This window comes from Acidovorax sp. NCPPB 3576 (assembly GCF_028473605.1).
In the GTDB taxonomy this organism is placed as follows: domain Bacteria; phylum Pseudomonadota; class Gammaproteobacteria; order Burkholderiales; family Burkholderiaceae_C; genus Paracidovorax.
In genome coordinates this window covers 312,853-332,500 of record NZ_CP097267.1, presented here as the reverse complement: position 1 = coordinate 332,500, position 19,648 = coordinate 312,853, and the positions used below count along the sequence as shown (strand labels likewise).

16 protein-coding genes and 1 riboswitch (1 of these 17 cut by a window edge) are annotated in these 19,648 nt (G+C 69.8%); of the genes, 2 read left to right on the top strand and 14 right to left on the bottom strand.

Annotation, left to right across the window (positions count from 1 at the left end; all coding sequences use genetic code 11):
- From gshB to M5C98_RS01565, 12 genes are all read right to left on the bottom strand, one after another.
- Positions 1 to 377, bottom strand: the 5' portion of a protein-coding gene (gene gshB / locus M5C98_RS01620; protein WP_272550593.1) for a glutathione synthase. 577 nt of this gene lie to the left of the window's left edge; the window shows 377 of its 954 coding nt (coding positions 1-377); the start codon lies at positions 375 to 377; its stop codon lies beyond the left edge, outside the window.
- Between the two features lie 203 nt (positions 378 to 580).
- Positions 581 to 2,449: a potassium transporter Kup gene (locus tag M5C98_RS01615; protein ID WP_272550592.1), complete on the bottom strand. Its 1,869-nt coding sequence runs from the start codon at positions 2,447 to 2,449 to the stop codon at positions 581 to 583.
- Between the two features lie 148 nt (positions 2,450 to 2,597).
- Entirely contained in the window at positions 2,598 to 3,893 is a 1,296-nt protein-coding gene (gene gshA, locus M5C98_RS01610) for a glutamate--cysteine ligase (RefSeq protein ID WP_272550590.1), read from the bottom strand.
- 107 nt (positions 3,894 to 4,000) lie between these two features.
- Positions 4,001 to 5,467 carry a TrkH family potassium uptake protein gene (locus tag M5C98_RS01605; RefSeq protein ID WP_272550589.1) on the bottom strand — a complete coding sequence of 489 codons (1,467 nt, stop codon included), beginning with the start codon at positions 5,465 to 5,467 and terminating at the stop codon, positions 4,001 to 4,003.
- Positions 5,468 to 5,506: 39 nt separating this feature from the next.
- Complete coding sequence (gene trkA, locus M5C98_RS01600; protein WP_272550588.1) at positions 5,507 to 6,991, bottom strand: Trk system potassium transporter TrkA; 1,485 nt, start codon at positions 6,989 to 6,991, stop codon at positions 5,507 to 5,509.
- A gap of 43 nt (positions 6,992 to 7,034) precedes the next feature.
- On the bottom strand, positions 7,035 to 8,315 hold the full coding sequence (locus M5C98_RS01595; RefSeq protein ID WP_272550586.1) for a glutamate-5-semialdehyde dehydrogenase: 1,281 nt from the start codon (positions 8,313 to 8,315) through the stop codon (positions 7,035 to 7,037).
- A gap of 208 nt (positions 8,316 to 8,523) precedes the next feature.
- Positions 8,524 to 9,126, bottom strand: a complete 603-nt coding sequence (locus M5C98_RS01590) for an NTP transferase domain-containing protein (RefSeq protein ID WP_272550585.1) — start codon at positions 9,124 to 9,126, stop codon at positions 8,524 to 8,526.
- Between the two features lie 8 nt (positions 9,127 to 9,134).
- Complete coding sequence (locus M5C98_RS01585; protein ID WP_272550584.1) at positions 9,135 to 9,881, bottom strand: ABC transporter ATP-binding protein; 747 nt, start codon at positions 9,879 to 9,881, stop codon at positions 9,135 to 9,137.
- Entirely contained in the window at positions 9,878 to 10,672 is a 795-nt protein-coding gene (locus tag M5C98_RS01580) for an ABC transporter ATP-binding protein (RefSeq protein ID WP_272550583.1), read from the bottom strand. The genes M5C98_RS01585 and M5C98_RS01580 overlap by 4 nt, the downstream gene beginning before the upstream one ends.
- On the bottom strand, positions 10,669 to 12,609 hold the full coding sequence (locus tag M5C98_RS01575) for an ABC transporter permease (protein WP_272550581.1): 1,941 nt from the start codon (positions 12,607 to 12,609) through the stop codon (positions 10,669 to 10,671). The genes M5C98_RS01580 and M5C98_RS01575 overlap by 4 nt, the downstream gene beginning before the upstream one ends.
- Positions 12,610 to 12,667: 58 nt before the next feature.
- A complete protein-coding gene (locus tag M5C98_RS01570; RefSeq protein WP_272550580.1) occupies positions 12,668 to 13,912 on the bottom strand; it encodes an ABC transporter substrate-binding protein in 1,245 nt (414 codons plus the stop codon).
- Between the two features lie 355 nt (positions 13,913 to 14,267).
- On the bottom strand, positions 14,268 to 15,911 hold the full coding sequence (locus tag M5C98_RS01565; RefSeq protein WP_442867218.1) for a sulfatase-like hydrolase/transferase: 1,644 nt from the start codon (positions 15,909 to 15,911) through the stop codon (positions 14,268 to 14,270).
- A gap of 110 nt (positions 15,912 to 16,021) precedes the next feature.
- Positions 16,022 to 16,209, top strand: a riboswitch (yybP-ykoY riboswitch).
- Between the two features lie 15 nt (positions 16,210 to 16,224).
- Here M5C98_RS01565 and mntP point away from each other — a divergent pair.
- Together mntP and M5C98_RS01555 are read left to right on the top strand one after the other, a co-directional pair.
- Positions 16,225 to 16,791 carry a manganese efflux pump MntP gene (gene mntP, locus M5C98_RS01560; RefSeq protein ID WP_272550579.1) on the top strand — a complete coding sequence of 189 codons (567 nt, stop codon included), beginning with the start codon at positions 16,225 to 16,227 and terminating at the stop codon, positions 16,789 to 16,791.
- Between the two features lie 38 nt (positions 16,792 to 16,829).
- Complete coding sequence (locus tag M5C98_RS01555) at positions 16,830 to 17,132, top strand: hypothetical protein (RefSeq protein ID WP_272553410.1); 303 nt, start codon at positions 16,830 to 16,832, stop codon at positions 17,130 to 17,132.
- 30 nt (positions 17,133 to 17,162) lie between these two features.
- Here M5C98_RS01555 and M5C98_RS01550 read toward each other — a convergent pair whose 3' ends face one another.
- Together M5C98_RS01550 and holA are read right to left on the bottom strand one after the other, a co-directional pair.
- A complete protein-coding gene (locus M5C98_RS01550; RefSeq protein ID WP_272550578.1) occupies positions 17,163 to 18,470 on the bottom strand; it encodes an NAD(P)/FAD-dependent oxidoreductase in 1,308 nt (435 codons plus the stop codon).
- Positions 18,471 to 18,519: 49 nt separating this feature from the next.
- Complete coding sequence (gene holA / locus M5C98_RS01545) at positions 18,520 to 19,572, bottom strand: DNA polymerase III subunit delta (RefSeq protein ID WP_272550577.1); 1,053 nt, start codon at positions 19,570 to 19,572, stop codon at positions 18,520 to 18,522.
- Positions 19,573 to 19,648: the final 76 nt, after the last annotated feature.

The window sequence follows — 19,648 nt, the reverse complement described above, 5'->3', positions numbered from 1 at the left end:
AGCTTCTCCGGATGATCTCGCAACGCTCTCGGTTTATTGAACACCCGTGCCCCTTCCCGTTCGGCTTGCTCCAAAAGGTGGGTCGCATAAAAGTATTCGCTATCAAAGGGCGGGTCCTTGCGCATAAGCACGCATCCGAACCCCGCCAGCGGCACTTCACGGTTTCGCTGAACGGTGAACCACGCGTCGGACTGCCCGGTGAGCAAGATGTCCTGCACCCGCGCCATCACTTGCCCGCCGCGCTGCCAAGCGATTTGCGAAGGCTGGCACACCGAAATCGCATGGCCGCGCCGCTGGGCCTCGCGCATCATGGCGAACGTGGTGTCCTTGTAGATCTTGAAGTGTTCGAGCGGATCGGCAATGAAAAGGATGTTCATGGTCTGCGAAGGAAAGGATCGGCTACACGCTCGGTGCGCGCTTGCGGCCGTACTGTTGCACAAATAGCGCGAGGCTGCCGGCCACCACGCCAGACCGCCAAACCAACACCCACGATGTCACGCCGCTCAAGGTGGCGACGAAAAGGATGAAAGGGATGAGCGCGCCGCCTTGCGATGCGCATCGTCCCTAAAGCCATTGGCTTTTAAATCTCGATCTTGGAGCCCAGCTCCACCACCGCATTGCCCGGCAGATTCAGGAAGCCGGCGGCACCGCTTGCGTTGTGGTGCATCTGCGCGAAGAGTTTCTCGCGCCAAGGGGCCATGCCGCTGCCGATCGTGGGAATGACGACGTCCCTCGACAGGAAATAGCTGGTGGTCATGGCCTCCAGTTCGCAGCCTCGCCCCCGCATCAGCGCCAGGGCGCCGGGCAGGTCGGGATCGTTCTTGAAGCCGTAGTGCACCACGACCTGCCAACAATCGCCGCCCAGGGGCTCGACCTGAAGCCGCCGCTCCAGGCCGATCCAGGGGACTTCATGGCTGCGCACGGTGACGAACAGGTTCTGCTCGTGCAGCACCTTGTTGTGCTTGAGGTTGTGCAGCAGCGCATTGGGCACCGAGCCCGTCTCGGCCGTGAGGAAGACGGCGGTGCCCTCCACGCGGGTGGGAGGACTGACGAAGACCGCAGTGAGGAAGTCGCGCAGGTCCAGCGAGTCGTCGCGCAGCTTTTCGTTGAGTAATTCGCGTCCACGCTTCCAGGTCATCATCAAAGTGAAGACGATGCCGCCGATCAGCAGCGGGAACCACCCCCCCTGGAACAGCTTGAGCAGGTTGGAGCTGAAAAACGCCAGATCCACCACGAAGAACGAGCCCGTGGCCGCCACGCACAGGGCGAGCGGGTATTTCCAGCCGTAGCGGATCACGAAGAAGGTGAGCACGGTGGTGATGAGCATGTCCAGCGTGACAGCGATGCCATAGGCGGCCGCCAGGTTGCTGCTGGAGCGGAACATGACCACGGCCAGCACGATGGCGACGAACAGCATCCAGTTCACGAACGGGATGTAGATCTGGCCCGTGTCCCGCACGCTGGTGTGCAGGATGTTCAGGCGCGGCAGGTAGCCGAGCTGGATGACCTGCTTGGTCACGCTGAAGGCGCCGGTGATGAGCGCCTGGGAGGCAATGACGGTGGCCATGGTGGCCATGATGACCAGCGGAATCAGCGCCCAGTCGGGGGCCATCATGTAGAACGGATTCTTCACCGCTTCGGGCTCGGCCAGCAGCAGCGCGCCCTGGCCGAAATAGTTGACGGTGAGCGCCGGCATCGCCACGCTGAACCACGCCAGACGGATGGGCTTTTTGCCGAAGTGGCCCAGGTCGGCATAGAGCGCCTCGGCGCCGGTCACGCACAGCACCACAGCGCCCAGCACGATGAAGCTGGTGCCCGGGTTGTTCCAGATGAAGCCCAGCGCATGGTGGGGACTCAGGGCGCCCAGGATTTCCGGGTGGCCGATGATGTGCGGGATGCCCAGGGCGGTCAGGGTCAGGAACCACACCAGGGTGATGGGCCCGAAATAGCGCCCGATCCCGCCGGTGCCGCGTTTTTGCACCGCGAACAGGCAAAACAGCACGACGAGGGTGAGAGGAATGACGGCCTTGCCGAAATGCGGCGAGACCACCTCGAGCCCCTCGACCGCCGACAGCACCGAAATCGCCGGGGTGATGACCCCGTCGCCATAGAAGAGCGAGGTGCCGAAGATGCCGATGCACAGCAGGACGCTGCGCAGCCGGGGCTTGTCTTTCACCGCCTGGGACGCCAGCGCCAGCATGGCGATGAGCCCCCCTTCTCCGTTGTTGTCGGCCCGCAGGACCAGCACCACGTATTTGAGCGAGACGATGGTGGTCAGCGTCCAGAAGAAGATGGACAGGATGCCGTAGACGTTCTGGGGCGTGAAGGCCACGTGTCCCGAGCCGAACACCTCCTTGACCGCATACAGCACGCTGGTGCCGATATCGCCATAAACGACGCCGATGGCGCCCAGGGTGAGCGCCGCGAGCGAGGACTTGGAACTTTGCACAGACTGGCCCGCTGGCACCGAGGCCCACCGGGATTCCGATATTTGGGGACCGCTATTGTGGCGCGGGTCGCACCCGGTGAATCAGCCCCCACCCGGTTGTTGCAATGCAGCAACTGAGGGATGCGCCCGGTGCCTCCCTTTCGGATCGTCAGTCGTAGATCTCGGCCTCGGGGTTGGTGGCCTCCAGCTCGTAGCTGGCGGCGAGCATCGCCAGGCGCGCCACCACGCCATACATATAGAAGCGGTTGGGCGCGCTGGCTCCGGGGCGGGCGCCGGGCTGGGGCAGGTGCGTGCTGTGCTCGAAGGCCAGGGGCACGAAGCTCGCACCGGGGGCATTGAGGTTCTCGTCCACGCCGCGCTCGGCATGCATGCGGTAAAAGCCCCCGACCACGTAGCGGTCCATCATGTAGACGACCGGCTCGGCCACGGCCTCGTGCACCCGCTCCTGCGTGAGCACGCCTTCCTGGATGATCACGTCGCTCACCGTCTGCCCGTCCTTGATGACGGCCATCTTGTTCTTGGTTTTGCGGTTGAGCGCATCCAGGTCCTTGACGTCGCGCACGGTCATGATGCCCATGCCGTAGGTGCCGTTGTCGGCCTTCACGATGACAAAAGGCTTTTCGTTGATGCCGTATTCCTTGTACTTGCGGCGCACCTTGCCCAATTGCGCATCGACGGCGGCGCGCAGCCCCTCCATGCCCGTGCCCTCGTTGAAATCGACGCCTTCGCAGCGGCTGAACAGCGGGTTGATCAGCCACGGGTCGATGCCCAGCAGCTTGCCGAAGCGCTTGGACACCTCTTCGTAGCTCTGGAAATGGCGGCTCTTGCGGCGCACGCTCCAGCCGGCGTGCAGCGGCGGCAGCAGGTATTGCTCGTGGATGTCCTCCAGGATGCCCGGAGGGCCGGCCGAGAGGTCGTTGTTGAGCAAGATGGTGCAGGGGTCGAAGTTCTTGAGCCCCAGGCGCCCCTTGGTGCGCACCACGGGCTCGAGCGTGACGGAATCGCCGTTGGGCAGCGTGACCGTGGTGGGTTTCTTGATCTCGGGGCTGATGGAGCCCACGCGCACGTTGAGCCCCGCCATGTTGAAGATGCGCTGCAGCTGGATCACGTTCGCCAGGTAGAACGTGTTGCGGCTGTGGTTCTCCGGCACGATCAGCAGGTTGCGGGCTTCGGGGCAGATCTTCTCGATGGCCGCCATGGCCGCCTGCACGGCCAGGGGCAGCATGTCGGTGGTCAGGTTGTTCCAGCCGCCGGGAAACAGGTTGGTGTCCACGGGGGCGAGCTTGAAGCCGGCGTTGCGGATGTCCACCGAGGTATAGAACGGCGGCGTGTGCTCCATCCACTCCAGGCGGAACCAACGCTCGATCGCGGGCATGGAATCGAGAATGCGCTGTTCAAGCTCGTTGATCGGCCCCGTGAGGGCTGTGATGAGATGCGGAACCATGGAAGCCCTCGGAAGACGAAAGACGTGGTGAATTGTAGGGATATGGGGACGCGCCCCGGCTTCGCAACCCCGCCCCCCGGCTTTCGCCCTTCAGGCGTCCAAGGACGCTACCGCCGCCAGAACGCCGGGGTGAGCAACACCATGAAGCTCAGGATCTCCAGCCGCCCGAGCAGCATGGCCAGGGTGCAGACCCAGAGCTGGAATTCCGTCAGCACCGCGTAGGTGGCCGACGGCCCGAGCAGCCCCAGCCCCGGCCCCGTGCAGTTGACGCTGGCCAGCACCGCGGAGAAGGCGCTCACCAGGTCCAGATCGGTCAGCAGCAGCACCATGCTCAGCACCATGACCGTGGCGCCATAGACCAGCATGAACGCCAGCACCGAGAAGATCATGCGGTGGTCCACCACCGCGCGGCCCAGGCGCACGGGCTGCACGGCGCGGGGGTGGGCCAGGCGCGTCATTTCTCGGCGGGCTTGCTTCAGCAAGATCAGCATGCGGACCATCTTGATGCCGCCGCCCGTCGAGCCCGCGCTGGTGGCCACGCCCGACAGCATGAGCATGAAGATCGGCGCGAACACCGGCCAGGCCAGGTAGTCGGTGGTGGCGAAACCCGTCGTCGTGGCGACCGACACCACATGGAAGAACCCGTGCCGCAGCGCCGCCAGCGGCGCATAGACGTCCTTGGCCCACAGCAGCAGCGCGACGAACAGGCCGCCGCCCAGCAGCGTGAGCACGGTGGCGCGCATCTCGGGGTCGCACCACAGGCTGCGCCAGTGGCCCTTGCGCAGCGCGACGAAATACAGCGCGAAATTGCAGCTGGCCACCACCATGAACACCACCGCGATCGATTCGAGCAGCGGCGACTGGAAGTAGCCGAAGCTGCTGTCGTGCGACGACAGCCCGCCCAGGCTCACCGTGGTGAACATGTGCATGACGGCATCGGCCGGCGGCATGCCGCCCAGCCAGTAAGCGAGCGCACACGCCAGCGAAAAGAGCACGTACACGCCCCACAGCCCCTTGGCGGTTTCGGTCATGCGCGGGGTGAGCTTGGTGTCCTTGACCGGGCCGGCGGCCTCGGCCTTGAAGAGCTGGCTCGCGCCCACGCCCAGCAGCGGCAGCACGGCCACCGCCAGGATCAGGATGCCCATGCCGCCCAGCCACTGCATGAAGGTGCGCCACACGTTGATCGACAGCGGCAGCACATCCAGCCCCGTCAGCACCGTGCCGCCCGTGGTTGTCAAGCCCGAGACGGCCTCGAAGTACGCATGCGTGAACGATATCGTCCGGCCGATCTGGTGCATGGCCAGCAGCAGCGGCAGCGCGGCAAAGAGCGGCAGCACCACCCACACGAGCGCGACGAGGATGATGCCGTGGCGCGGCTGCAGCTCGCGCGCCTGGTGGCGCAGCCCCGCCCACAGTCCGCTGCCGCACAGCAGCGTGGCGCCCAGGGCGCCGGCGTATTGCGGCCACAGGCCATCGCCCGTCCACCAGGAGGCGGCCAGCGGCACGCCGAAGGCCAGCGAGAACATGGCGAGCAGGGCGCCCAGCACGCGCAGAACGGGAAGAAGATCCGCCATGGTGTCGATGTGGAAACGAAGAAGGTCGGGGGCGCGGGTTCAGAAAAACGTCGCGCCCAGGCGGAAGGCCTTTTCCACATCGCGCACCAGGCGCTTGTTCGGCAGGAAGAACACCACGTGGTCTCCGCTTTCGATCACCGTGTGGCTGCGCGGGATGATGACCTGGGGCTCGGCCAAAGGCTCGGGGCCGCCGGCCTGGGCCGCATCCGCTTGCGGCTCCGCACCCGACAGCCCGCGCACGATCAGCCCCATGTGCACCTCGGGCGGCAGGTGCAGGTCGCTCACCTTGCGGCCCACCACGCGCGAGCTTTTGCGGTCGCCGCGCGCCACGATCTCCAGCGCCTCGGCCACGCCCCGGCGCAGGCTGTGCACGGCCTGCACGTCGCCGCGCCGCACGTAGGCCAGCAGCTCGCCCAGCATGGCCTGCGCAGGCGACAGCGCGATGTCGATCTGCGTGCCGTGCATCAGGTCGGCGTAGGAGCGCCGGTTGATCAGCGCCAGCACGCGGCTCGCGCCCATGCGCTTGGCCAGCAGGCAGGCCATGATGTTGTCCTCGTCGTCGTCGGTGAGCGCGAGGAACAGGTCCACCTCCTCGACGTTCTCGTCGCCCAGCAGGTCTTCGTCGGTGGCATCGCCCTGCAGCACCAGCACCTCGGAGGGCAGCGTGGAGGCCAGCTCGACGCAGCGGTCCGGATCGCCCTCGATCACCTTGATGTGAAAGCGCCCCTGCTGCGCCAGCTGCCGCGCCAGGCGCAGGCCCACGCGGCCGCCGCCGGCGATCATGATGCGGCGCACCGCCCGCGCGGGCTGGCCCTCGCGCTGGTGCATCGCGGCCAGCACCTGGGGAATGTGCTCGCGCGCGGACAGCACGAAGACCTCGTCGCCCGCCGCGATGCGCGTGTCGCCGTCGCAGGCGATGAAGCGGTCGGGCTCTTCGGGAAAGCGGCGGTAGATGGCCACCATGCGCATGGCCAGGTCCGGGGCGCCGGCCCGCATGTCGGCGATGCGCACGCCCGCCACCGGCGCGCCGGCCCGCACGCGCACCGACACCAGGCAGGCCCGGCCGCCCGCGAATTCGCGCACCTGCAGCGCCTCGGGGTACTCCACCAGCTTGCCGATGTAGCGCGTCAGCGACTCCTCGGGGCAGATGATGCGGTCCACCGCGAAACCGTCCTTGCCCAGCAGCAGCGCGGCCTGCTCGCGGTCGTGTTCGAAGCCGGAGGAGCGCACCCGCGCGATGCGTGTGGGCACGTTGAAGAGCAGTTGCGCGACCTTGCAGCACACGAGGTTGGTCTCGTCCTGCGCGGCGCAGGCGATGAGCAGGTCGGTGTCGCGCGCGCCGGCCTCGGCCAGCACCTCGGGGTCGATGCCGTTGCCCACCACGCCGCGCAGGTCGAAGCGCGATTCCAGATCGCGCAGGCGCTGGGCGTCCGTGTCGATGACGGTGATGTCGTTCTGCTCGGACACGAGGCTGTCGGCCACGCTGCAGCCGACGCGGCCCGCGCCGAGGATGATGATTTTCATGTCAGTGTGGGGCTGGGCCGGACCGCGGGCTCGATGGGGGTCGTCAGCCGCGCACTTCGCCCTCGCCCAGCACCACGTACTTGAGCGAGGTCAGGCCCTCGATGCCCACCGGGCCGCGGGCGTGGAACTTGTCGGTGCTGATGCCGATTTCGGCGCCCAGCCCGTACTCGAAGCCGTCGGCGAACCGGGTGCTGGCGTTGACCATCACGCTGGCCGAGTCCACCTCGCGCAGGAAGCGCTGGGCGTGGCCGTGGTGGGTGGTGAGGATGGCGTCGGTGTGGTGGCTGGAGTAGCGGTTGATGTGGGCGATGGCCTCGTCCAGGCCGTCCACCACCTTCACGCTGATGATCGGGGCGAGGTATTCCTCGCTCCAGTCCTGCTCGGTGGCGGGCACCAGTTTGGCGTTCGGCACGCCGGCCAGCAGGGCCAGCGATTCGGGGCAGCCGCGCATCTCCACGCCCTTGGCGGCATAGACCGCGCCGATCTGCGGCAAAAAGGCGGCCGCCGCGCCGCGCGCCACCAGCAGGCTCTCGCTGGCGTTGCACGGGCTGTACTTGTTGGTCTTGGCGTTGTCGGCCACCTTCACCGCCATGGCGATGTCGCAGGGGTCGTCCACATAGGTGTGGCAGTTGCCATCCAGGTGCTTGATGACCGGCACCTTGGCGTCGCGGCTGATGCGCTCGATCAGGCCCTTGCCGCCGCGCGGGATGATGACGTCCACGTATTCGGGCATGGCGATCAGGTGGCCGACGGCCTCGCGGTCGGTGGTCTGCACCAGCTGCACCGCGTCCTCGGGCAGGCCGGCTTCGGCCAGGGCCTGCTGCACCAGGGCCGCCAGGGCCTTGTTGGAGTCGATCGCCTCGGAGCCGCCGCGCAGGATGCAGGCGTTGCCGCTCTTGATGCTGAGGCTGGCGGCCTCGATGGTGACGTTGGGGCGGCTCTCGTAGATCATGCCGAACACGCCGATGGGCACGCGCATCTGGCCGACACGGATGCCGCTGGGCTGCTGGCGCATGCCGGTGATCTCGCCGATCACGTCGCCCATGGCGGCGAGCTGCTCGCAGCCGAGCGCGCAGGTTTCCAGCACCTTGGAGGTGAGTTTCAGGCGATCGACCAGGGGCTCGGCCAGGCCGGCGGCGCGGGCGCGCTCCAGGTCGCGGGCGTTGCTCTCCTGCAGCGGGGCGGTCTGCTCGCGCAGCAGGCGGGCCAGGGAAAGAAGTGCTTTGCTTTTGATAGCAGCCGGTGCCCTTGCCATCAGCGCGGAAGCTGCTTTTGCCTGGATGCCGAGGCCATGGGTGTATTCGGCGATGTGGAGCGCGTTCATGGGCGTGATTTTGACGCAGTTGGATACCGGAGCGCGAGCGCAGGGTTGCCGGGCGTGGGGCCAAAGGGCGCCGGTGCCGGGGCTGCGCACCCCTTCAAAACGGATTTACTCCTGATTTGATAGCAACATGCCCTAGTGGATATTGCGCTGGAGCCCGATTTGATCAAAAGCCTTTTCACGAGGCCACGGCGGATCATCGCCCCCGCCATCAGCCCAGTCCGACGGGCGTGTCCAGATCGCGCAGCACGCCCGGGTCGTCCACCGCGCACCGCTGCGCGGCCGGCCAGTCCAGCGCCCGGCGCACGCCGTCGTCGCCCGACAGCCCCTCCAGCCGGGGATACAGCGGTGCCGGAATCAGCCGCGGATTGCCCGGCTGGCCGCCGAACACCGGCAGCACGGGCTGCCCCGGCTGGCGCTGCCAGGCCGCGATGAGCGTGCGCACGGTGGCCGCCCGAACGTCCCCCATATCGGCCAGCGCGACCACGATGGCCGGCGCGCGGCGCACCAGCGGCAGGGCGGCCGACAGCGAGGCCGCCAGCCCCGCGCTGCGCCGGAACGACCAGGCCACCTCGACCTGCAGGCGCCAGCACAGCATCAGCCCCCAGGCATCGCCGGGCGGCAGCACAGCGACGACGCGCGGGCACACGGCCTGCAGCGGCGCGAGCGCGGCCTCCATCAGCGAGCCGTGGCCGGGCCAGGGCACGCGGCGCTTGTCGCTGCCGAAGCGCCGCGCGTGGCCCGCCGCCAGCAGCACGCCGACCACGCCGTGGGCCGGCGCCGTGGGCAGGGCTTCGTCGCAGGCGGTGTCCATGGCGCGGCCTACACCGCGAGGTACGCGCGGCGCACGTCCTCGTTGCGCGACAGCGCCTCGATCGAGCCTTCGTAGCGGATCTGGCCCTTTTCCAGCACATAGGCCCGGTCGGACACCATCTCGGCAAAGCGCACGTTCTGCTCGGACAGCAGGATGCTCGCGCCCCGGGCCTTGAGCTGCAGGATCGTCTGCGCCATCTGCTCGACGATCACGGGCGCCACCCCTTCGGAGGGCTCGTCCAGCAGCACCAGGTACGGGTTGCCCATGAGCGTGCGCGCCACGGTGAGCATCTGCTGCTCGCCGCCGCTCATCTGCCCGCCGGGCCGGTCCTGCATGGCACCCAGATTGGGAAAGAGCTGGTACAGCGCGGCCGGCGTCCAGGACGGCGCCTCGCTGCCGTCGGGCCAGCGCCGGGGCGGCTGGCGGCCGACCGCGAGGTTCTCGGTGACGGTGAGGTCGGCGAACACGCGCCGGTCCTCGGGCACGAAGCCCAGGCCCATCCGCGCGATCTCGTAGGGCTGCAGCCCCGCGATCGGGCGGCCGAGAAAATCCACCCGCCCCTGCCGCCGCGCGAGCAGCCCCATGATGGCCTTGAACGTGGTGGACTTGCCCGCGCCGTTGCGGCCCATCAGCGCCACGACCTCGCCGCGGCGCACCTGCAGCGACACGTCGAACAGGATGTGCGCCGCGCCGTACCAGGCGTTCAGGCCGGAGACTTCCAGCAGCAGCGGCGGCATCGGCGCGGGGACCGTCATGCCGCGCCCTCCGGCACCGTTTCATGGCGCGCGCCGCGTTGCCCGAAGGTCGTGCCGGCGCCCAGGTACACCGCCTGCACCCCGGGGTGGTTGCGGATCGCGTGGGCATCGCCCTCGGCGATGAGCCGGCCCTGCGCCAGCACGATGATGCGGTCGGCATAGGCGAACACCACGTCCATGCTGTGCTCGGTGAACAGCACCGCCATGCGGCGCTCGGCCACGAGCCGCCGGGTGAGCGCCATGAGGTCGCTGCGCTCCTGCGGCGCCATGCCGGCCGTGGGCTCGTCCATCAGCAGCAGTTGTGGATCGTTGGCGAGCGCCAGGGCCAGTTCCACGCGCTTGACGTCGCCGTAGGCCAGTTCGCTGCACGGGCGGTCGGCCTGCGCGTCCATGCCAACCTGGGCCAGCAGCGCCATGGCCTCGGCGCGGTGTTGCGAGGCGGCGGGCCGCCACAGCGCGAACACGCGCCGGTGGTGCGCCAGCAGCGCCATCTGCACGTTCTCCACCACGGTGAGCGAGGCGAACGTGGCCGCGATCTGGAAGGTGCGGCCCACGCCCAGGCGCGCGATGGCACGGGGCTTCATGCCCGCCAGCTCGCGCCCCTGCAGCCGCACCGAGCCGGCCGTGGCCGGCGTCTGCCCGCCCACCATGTCGAAGGTGGTGGACTTGCCCGCGCCGTTGGGGCCGATGAGCGCGAGCAGCTCCCCGGGCGCCAGGTCGAAGTCGATGCCATCCACGGCCTGCACGCCGCCATACGATTTGCGCAGGCCGCGCACCTGCAGCAGCGTCATGGCGGTGGCCCCCGGGGGATGGCCGGCGCCACCGCCCGCCGTGCCGCCCAGCGCTGCGCGAGCTGCTGCGCAAAGCCGGCGATGCCCTGCGGAAAGGCCAGCACCAGCAGCAGGATCACGCCCCCGAACAGCGCGCGCCAATACTCCGTGGCCCGCAGGATGGTGTCCTGCAGCACGCTGAACGCCGCCGCGCCGACGATGGGGCCCAGCAGCGTCTGCAGGCCGCCCAGCAGCACCATGACCAGCCCGTTCACCGACTGGCCCACGGCCATCGCCTCCGGCGAAATGCTGCCCTTGGAGAACACGAACAGGCTGCCCGCCAGGCCCGCGAACCCGCCCGCGATCACGAAGGCCATCCACTGCACGCGCTGCACGTCGATGCCCACCGCCTCGGCCCGCAGCGCCGAGTCGCGCCCCGCGCGCAGCGCATAGCCGAACGGCGCGAACAGCACGCGCCGCAGCGCGAACACCGACAGCCCCACCAGCGCCAGCGTGAGGTAGTAGTACGCCGTGCCGCCCAGCCACGGCGCGGGCCACACGCCGATCAGGCCGTTGGAGCCGCCCGTGACGGCATCCCACTGGAACACCACCGACCACACGATCTGCGAGAACGCGAGCGTCAGCATGGCCAGGTACACGCCCGACAGGCGCACGCAGAACCAGCCGAAGACCAGCGCACCGGCCCCGGCCACCAGCGGCGCGAGCGCCATGGCCAGCGGCATGGGCATGCTGAAGGCCTTGAGCAGCACCGCCGCGCCGTATGCGCCGAGGCCGTAGTAGGCCGCGTGGCCGAACGAATGCAGGCCGCCCGGGCCCATGATGAAGTGCAGGCTCACCGCGAAAAGCACGGCCACCAGCACGTCCTGCGCCAGCACCGTGGCATACGGCAGCCAGGCCGACAGCAGCGGCAGCGCGGCCAGGGCGGCCAGCACGGCCACCGCCGCGGCCTGGAACAGCGGCGTGCCCGGGCGCAGCGGCGCCTCCGCCGGCGCCGAGTTGCGGCTCGCGGCCTGGGGCCGGCCCATCAGTCCCCAGGGCCGGAACACCAGCACCAGGGCCATCACCAGGAACTCCACCACCAGCGTGAGCTTGGAGAACGACACCTCGATGCCGAACCACTGCACCGTGCCCAGCCCCACGCACAGCGCCTTGATCTCGGCGATCAGCAGCGCGGCCACGTAGGCGCCCGGGATCGACCCCATGCCGCCCACCACCACGATCACGAACGCCTCGCCGATGGCGCGCAAGTCCAGCGCCAGGCTGGCCGGCTCGCGCGGCAGCTGCACCGCGCCGCCCAGCCCCGCCAGCATCGCGCCCAGCGCGAACACGCCCGTGAAGAGCCACGCCTGGTTGACGCCCAGCGCGCCGAGCATTTCGCGGTCCTGCGTGGCCGCGCGCACCAGCGTGCCCCACCGGGTGCGGGTGAGCAGCAGCCACAGCAGGCCCAGCACCAGCGGGCCCAGGGCGATCAAGAACAGGTTGTAGGTCGGGTACTGCCGGCCCATCCACTCGACCGAGCCCGCCAGGCCCGGCGCGCGCCGGCCCAGCAATTCCTCGGGGCCCCAGAGCCACAGCACCGCGTCGCTCACCACCAGCACCAGCGCGAACGTGGCCAGCAGCTGGAACAGCTCCGGCGCGCGGTAGATGCGCCGCAGCAGCACCACCTCCACCAGCGCGCCGAAGGCGCCCACCGCCAGCGCCGCCAGCAGCAGGCCGAGCCAGTAGCCCATCGGCCCGCCCGCCAGGCCCGCAAGCCCCACCATGTGCTCGACCAGCGAATACGCCAGGTACAGCCCCAGCATGTAGAACGAGCCGTGCGCGAAGTTGACGATGCGCGTCACCCCGAAGATCAGCGACAGGCCGGCCGCCACCAGGAAGAGCGACGACGCCTCGGCCAGCCCGTTGAGCAGTTGGGTCAGGAAGCCGGAAAAATCCATCGCGGGGGTGAAAGCGGGGGCAGGCGCAGAACGCGGAGAACCAGGCGGGCCCGGCGCGTCAGGGCGCGGGGCGCAGCGCGCGCACCTCGGCCTCGGGCGGCAGCAGGGTGTCGCCGGGCACGTAGCGGTAATCGACCATCACGCCCTTGCCGTCCTTGAGCGCGATCTTGCCCACGTACACGCCCAGCGTGGACTGGTGGTCGATCGCACGGTATTCGATGGGGCCGTCGGGCGTGGACACCTGGAGGCCGCTGAAGGCTTTCACCAGCGACTCGGCATCGGTCTTGCCGCCCGCGCGCTTCACGCCCGCGGCCAGCGACTGGATGGTGTCGTAGCCGATCAGCGCGCCCAGGCGCAGGTCTTCCTTGCCGTACTTGGCCTGGTAGGCCGCGACGAACGCCTTGTGGGCCGGCGTGTCGATGCTGTACCAGGGGTAGCCGGTGACGATCCAGCCCACGGGCGCCTCGTCGCGCAGCGGCTCCAGGTATTCGGGCTCGCCGGTCAGCAGGCTCACCACCGGGGTGCTCTTGAACAGGCCGCGCGTGGTGCCTTCGCGCACGAACTTGGCCAGATCGGGGCCGAACAGTGCGTTGAAGATGGCGTCGGGCCTGGCATCGGCGATGGCCTGGGCCACGCTGCCCGCGTCCAGCTTGCCCAGCGGCGCGGCCTGCTCGGTGACGAACTCGATGTCGGGCTGCTGCGCTTTCATGCGCTTTTTGAACGTGTCCACCGCCGACTGGCCGTATTCGTAGTTGGGATAGACGATGGCCCAGCGCTTTTTCTTGAGCTTGAGCGCCTCGGGCACCAGGGCCGACGACAGCATGTAGGTGGACGAGCGCAGGCGGTACGCATAGGCGTTGCCGTTTTGCCAGGTGATCTTGTCGGTGAGCGCTTCGCTGGCCAGGAAGAAGCGCTTCTTTTGCTTGGCGTAGTCGGACAGCGCCAGGCCGATGTGGGACAGGAAGGTGCCCGCCAGGATGTCCACCCGCTCGCGCGAGACCAGTTCGTCGGCCAGCCGCACGGCCTCGCCGGGGTTGGCGTTGTCGTCGCGCGTGACCAGTTCGAGCTTCCTGCCGCCGATGCCGCCGGCGGCATTCACCTCATCGACCGCCAGGTACATGCCCTTTTTGTAGGCCTCCAGGAACACCGGCTGGGCCTTGTAGCTGTTGATCTCGCCGATCTTGATCGTGCCCTGCGCCCACGCGGGCGCCACGGACAATGCGCCCAGCGCGGCGATGCAGGTAGCGGCCAGCCAGCGGGTGCCCGGCCGTGGTGCGGCGCAGGGAAGGTGAGGAAAGCCCATGACATCTCCTAGCGAAATAAACGACGCCCCATGCCACCGCATGCCCCAGGCCCTGCGCGCCCGCACGGCCAGGGCCATGGTGCGCGTTCCAAAATGACTTACAAAATCCGTTCCAGCCCTGGGCCCTCCCGGAATCCGCAGCGGCCGCCGCTGTGCGGCCACTGCGCATCCTATCCCAGGCCCCGGCGCCGATGCAGCGAACGAGGCGGGACATGGAGGGGGATGCAGGCCGCCGCAAGATGCTATTCATTTGATAGCGACATGCCCTAGTGGATATTGCGGTGGCGGCCTAAAACATGCTTCAACGGTAGAACGGCACTTCGCACGCCCGGCCCATCGGCCGCCCCGATCCCGCTCAGTCCGAGAACGACGGCACCGCCACCGGCAGCGTCGGCGCCACCCAGCGGTAGCCGGCCTCATCCAGCACATTGCGTTCCGGCGAAGCCCCCGCCCATTGGATGTTCAACAGATCGGCCAGGGTCCACCCCGCCCAGTCGGCGCGAAACGGCCGCTGCGCCATGGCGGCGGACACCGGCTGCGCCGCCTCGTTGCGCCAGATCACCGCGGGAATGCGGTAGCCCGAGGCGGTGGCCGGGCTGTGGCCCGCGCGGTCGCTGCCGTGGCCGACCTCCTGGCCGTGGTCGGACAGGTACATCCACGCCCGGTATTCGCCCGGCCGCACTCCGGCGCGCGTGAGCTGCAGCGTCTCGGACACCACGAAGTCTTGGTACAGCAGCGCCGCGTCGTACTGCTGGCGATAGCGCCGCACCCAGGCCGAACGGCCCTGGCCGGCCAGCTGCGCCTCGACCGCGTCCACGTGGTCATCGAACGGGTTGTCCCCGCTCGGAAAGCGCAGCCGGTAGTGCGGGTGCGCGCCCATCAGGTGCACCACGATCAGCTTGCGCTCGGCGGGGTCGTCCAGCGCCTCCTGCACGCAGTCCAGCAGCTCGCCGTCCAGCGAGGCGCCCGCGCGGCCCGGCGTGCGGTTCACCATGTCCACCACGTCGGCCAGGCGCGCATGCTGCTGCTCGATCGCCACGTCGTCGTGGTTGCTCATCCACCAGACCTTGTAGCCCGCGGCGCGGGCCAGCGCGACCACGTGCTGCCCGTCGGCCCGGCCCGGCTGCCCGAAGCCGAAGAGGTTGGCCATCGCCGGCAGCGTGCTGGCATCGACCGACCACGCGTTGCGCAGCACCGCCATCTCGCCGCCCAGTTGCCGCTGCTGCGCCTCCAGCCGGGGCGTGGTAGGGCGCGCGTAGCCGTACAGGCCCATGTTGTCGCGGTTGATGCTGTCGGTCACCACCAGCACCACGGTGGACGGGCCAGCACGCGTGATCACGGGCGCCGCCTGCCGCGCGCGCGCCAGCAGGTCGCCGCGCTGGCGCTCCTGGTCGGCCCAGCCGCTGCGCAGTCCGTGGACCGAGGCGTTCCAGTGCATCCAGTACGCGACCGGGTGCAGCCGGCGCCACGGCTTGCTGGCATAGCCCAGGGCGCTGAACGCCACCAAGGCGCACAGCAGCGCCGCCAGGCCCCGCGGCCAGCGCACAGCCGTGCGCAGCCCGCGGCGCGCGCTGCGCCCCACCAGCCACGCGGCGCACACCAGCGCCGCCGACCACACGGCCACCGAGCGCCAGTGCATCGACAGGTATTCGGCGCTCTCGCGGCCCGTGGTGTTGGCGGCGGCGCCCAGCACCAGCGTGCTGTCGGGCGCGGCCTGGTAGGCGTCCAGCAGGTAGGCCCGAGCCACGCCGTCGAGCGCGAAGGCCATGGCCCACAGCCACACGGCGGCGGTGCGCAGCCGGTGCACGGCGTCGCTGCGCACCGGCCAGGCCAGCCACAGCAGCGCGGGCAGGGCCAGGGCCATCAATTGCGCCACGCGGCGGCCATCGTGCCCGAGGGCCACCAGCGCCAGCACCGTGGCGGTGGCCAGGCCCAGGGCGCGCAGCGCCTGCCGCGGCGCGGGCGGCGGGGCCGCGGAAAGGGAGGAAGGGTCTGGCACGTTCGGGATCACGCTCGTCGGGGTGGCGCGGATTCTGACAGCGGGCCCAAGCCCCCGCACACGCCAGGGCCGGCACGGCCCCAGGCCGGCAGGGGCTTCTATAATCCGCGCTCCCTTGGGGAGTAGCCGGCTTTCGTGCAATGTATTTCGAGCGTTGTACGAAGGCGCCTGCGTCAACACACTCGGCATGCTGCATGCCGTGGCGCCGGCAACCGTTGCGGTTGGCGAGACCATCGGCATGCCACCGCGACGACAGGTCGGGCAGCGGGGGCGTGCCTTTGCGCTCGCCCGGCCGTACAACGACTTCCCCACCATGAATTTCGCCTCCACCGCCTTGCTGGCCCTGGCCATGTCCACCGACGCGTTCGCCGCCGCCGTCGGCAAGGGCAGCGCCCTGCAGAAACCCCGCTGGTCCGAAGCGCTGCGCACCGGCGCCATCTTCGGCGTCATCGAGGCCCTCACCCCGATCGCCGGCTGGGCGCTGGGCTACGCCGCTTCGGGCTACGTGAAGGAATGGGACCACTGGATCGCGTTCACGCTGCTGACCGTGCTGGGACTGCGCATGGTGTACGCGGCGTTCCAGGCGCCCGATGCCGAGTCCGAAAAACCCGCCCGCCACGGCTTCTGGCTGCTGGCCGTGACCGGCTTTGCCACCAGCATCGATGCGATGGCGGTAGGCGTGGGGCTGGCGTTCCTGGACGTGGGCATCCTGCCCGTGGCCGCGGCCATCGGCCTGGCGACCTTCGCCATGGTCACGATCGGCGTGATGGTGGGCCGGGTGCTGGGCAGCATCGCGGGGCGCTGGGCCGAGGCCGTGGGCGGCGTGCTGCTGATCGGCATCGGCTCGGTGATCCTCTACGAGCACCTGACCGCGCTATGACCCCTGACACCCCTCCTCCTCCCCGCTACGCTGCGCACATGACCACGTTCTCCGACACCACCGCCGCCCTCGTGCAGCTTGCCGAACTGGAGGCCGCCCTGGCCCGGTGCCGCGCCCCGGGCGGCAGTGCCACTGCGTTGAGCGAGATGGCCCGCGCGCAGGATGCGCTGCTGGCCGCCCTGCCCCCGCGCTACGCCGAGGTGCTGCACGGCCTGCTCGACCGCCTCGAATCGAGCGCGTTGTTTTCCGAGGAAAGCTGCTCGTTCAGCCAGAAAGGCCTGCTGGACAGCCTGCAGCAGTGGGTGGACAAGGCGGGCGACGTGCTGCGCCGCGCCGGCTGATCGATCGGCCAGCCGGCGACCCATCGGCCATCACCGCTCCGCGCGGCCGGCCCACTTTTCCCGGGCGATGTACGCGCGCACGCCCAGGCCCATGAAGGGCTCGGGCGGCATGCGCGTGGGGGCGCCCAGCGCCAGGGCGTCGGCGATCAGCGGATGGTCCTGGCCCAGCGCCAGATCGGCCGCGAGCGCGCCCAGCGCCGTGTGCTTGACGATGCCCACGCCGTTGCAGCCCGCCACGCCGTGCACGTTGGAGGCAAAGCGCCCCCAGCGCGGCGCGCCGTTGCGCGTGATGGCGATGGCGCCCTCCCAGAAATGCGCGAGCGGCACGTCGGCCAGTTGCGGAAACCGCGCATCGAACACGGCCCGGTGCGCGCGCCGCACGCGCTCGCGCACGGCGGCGGCCACGCGAAAGCGCGGTGCGTATTCGAAGCCCTGGCGCACCAGCAGGCGGTGGTCGTCGGTGTAGCGCAGCGTGGCACCGGCCACGGCGTTCACGGGCGTCACGCCCCAGCCCTGCGGTGCGCCCAGCCGCTCGCGTTGCGCGGGCGTGAGCGGCGCGCTCAGCGAGCCGAAGGTGGCCAGCGGAAAAGTCTCGCCATGGAACAGCCCGAGCTGCTGCGCAAAGCCGTTGCTGGCCACGATGAGCTGCGGCGCCTCGATGCGCCCCTGCGCGGTGTGGGCCACCACGGCGTGCGGGGCGATGTCCAGCGCGTGCACGGGCGTGTTCTCGTACAGCGCGACCGGGCCCGGCAGCGCATCGGCCAGGCCCCGGCACAGCGCGGCCGGGTTCAGCAGCACCGTGCCCGGCGTGTACAGCCCGGCGGCGAAGTAGCGCGTGCCCAGGCGCGCGGCGAGCGCATCGCGGTCCAGCCGTTCGTGCGGCTCGCCCAGCGCGCGCAGCTCCTGGGCATGGTGGTCCAGCGTGCGCCCGGCCGCGGGCGACACGGCGCAGTGGTACTTGCCGGCGCGGCGCCACTGGCAGTCGATGGCATGCGCGGCGATGTGCCGCTGCAGGTCGGCCATGCCGGCGGCCAGCAGGCGCTGGTAGTGCGCGGCCTGGCGCAGTTCTTCGAGCGAACTGCCCACGTTGTGCGGCACGTCGATGGCGAAGCCGGAGTTGCGGCCCGAGGCGTTGTCGCCCACCGTGCCCGCATCGACCAGCACCACGTGCGCCTGCGGGCGCAGCTCGGCCAGGCGGCGCGCGGCGGCCAGGCCCGCATAGCCGGCGCCCAGCACCAGCCAGTCGGCCCGCACGCGGCCCTGCAGCGCCGGGCGCGGCGCGCGCGCCGGCAGGATGGCCGACCAGCCGTTGGTGGCGTCGTCCGACGGCAGGCGCAAGGGGGCGGAATGCGGTGCCGGCAAGGCGATCCAAAGGCGCTGCGGGCGCTCAGCGCGCCCCGCAGGCCTTGCACAGCTGCAGCGCCAGCCGCTGCAGCGCCTGCCAGCCGTCGGTGGGCCAGTCGGGCACCTTGAGGCCCTTGACGATGCCGTCCACCGTGTGGGCCGACTGCAGCAGCCGGGCCGCGGCCGCGTCGGAAAAGCGCGGCGCGATGCGCTCGAACAGGCGCTCCTTGGGGCCCCAGATGCGGTTTTCGCGCAGGGCGATGGGCAGGGGCTTGCCGGCGTTGAGCGCGTCCTTCACGCGCTTGAGCGCACGGATGTCCTCGGCCAGCGCCCAGTGCACCAGCACTTCGGCCTCGCCCTCGGCCTGCAGGCCGTCGAGCATGCGCTGCACCCGGGCCACCTGGCCCGAGAGCACCGCCTCGGAGAGCTTGAACACGTCGTAGCGCGCCACGTTGAGCACCGCCGCCTCGACCTGCGCCCACGACAGCTCGCCGGGCGGGTGCAGCAGCGCGAGCTTGGCGATCTCCTGGTGCGCGGCGAGCAGGTTGCCTTCCACGCGGTCGGCGAAGAACTGCAGCGTGCGCTGGCCCTCGTCGCCGCCGGCCACGCGCTGGCCCTGCAGCGACAGGCGCTGGGCGATCCACTGCGGCAGCGCGGCGCGCTCCACCGGGTCGATCTGCACCGAGATGCCCCGGCCGTCCAGCGCGCTGAACCACGCCCCGGTGCGGGTGGCCTTGTCCAGCCGCGGCAGCAGCACCAGGGTGAGCGTGCTGTCGTTGCCTTGCGCGGCCTCGGCGATCTGCTGCAGCGCCGCGCCGCCGTCCTTGCCGGGCTTGCCCGAGGGGATGCGGATCTCCACGATCTGCTTGTCGGCAAAGAGCGAGAGCGAGCCGCCGGCCGCCAGCACCGCGCTCCAGTCGAAGTGCGCGCCGGCCACGGTGTGGCTGCTGCGCTCGGTGTAGCCCTGCGCACGCGCCGCCGCGCGGATGGCGTCGGCGGCTTCCTGCTGCAGCAGCGGCTCGTCGCCATGCAAGGTGTAGAGCGGCCGCACGCCCTTTTGCAGGTGCGCGGCGAGCTGGTTCAGAGCGACTTGCATGGGCGCGTGCGGGGCAGGATTTTTGAATGAAACAGGCCGTACGCCCTAGTGAAACATGCGGTGACAGCTATTAAAT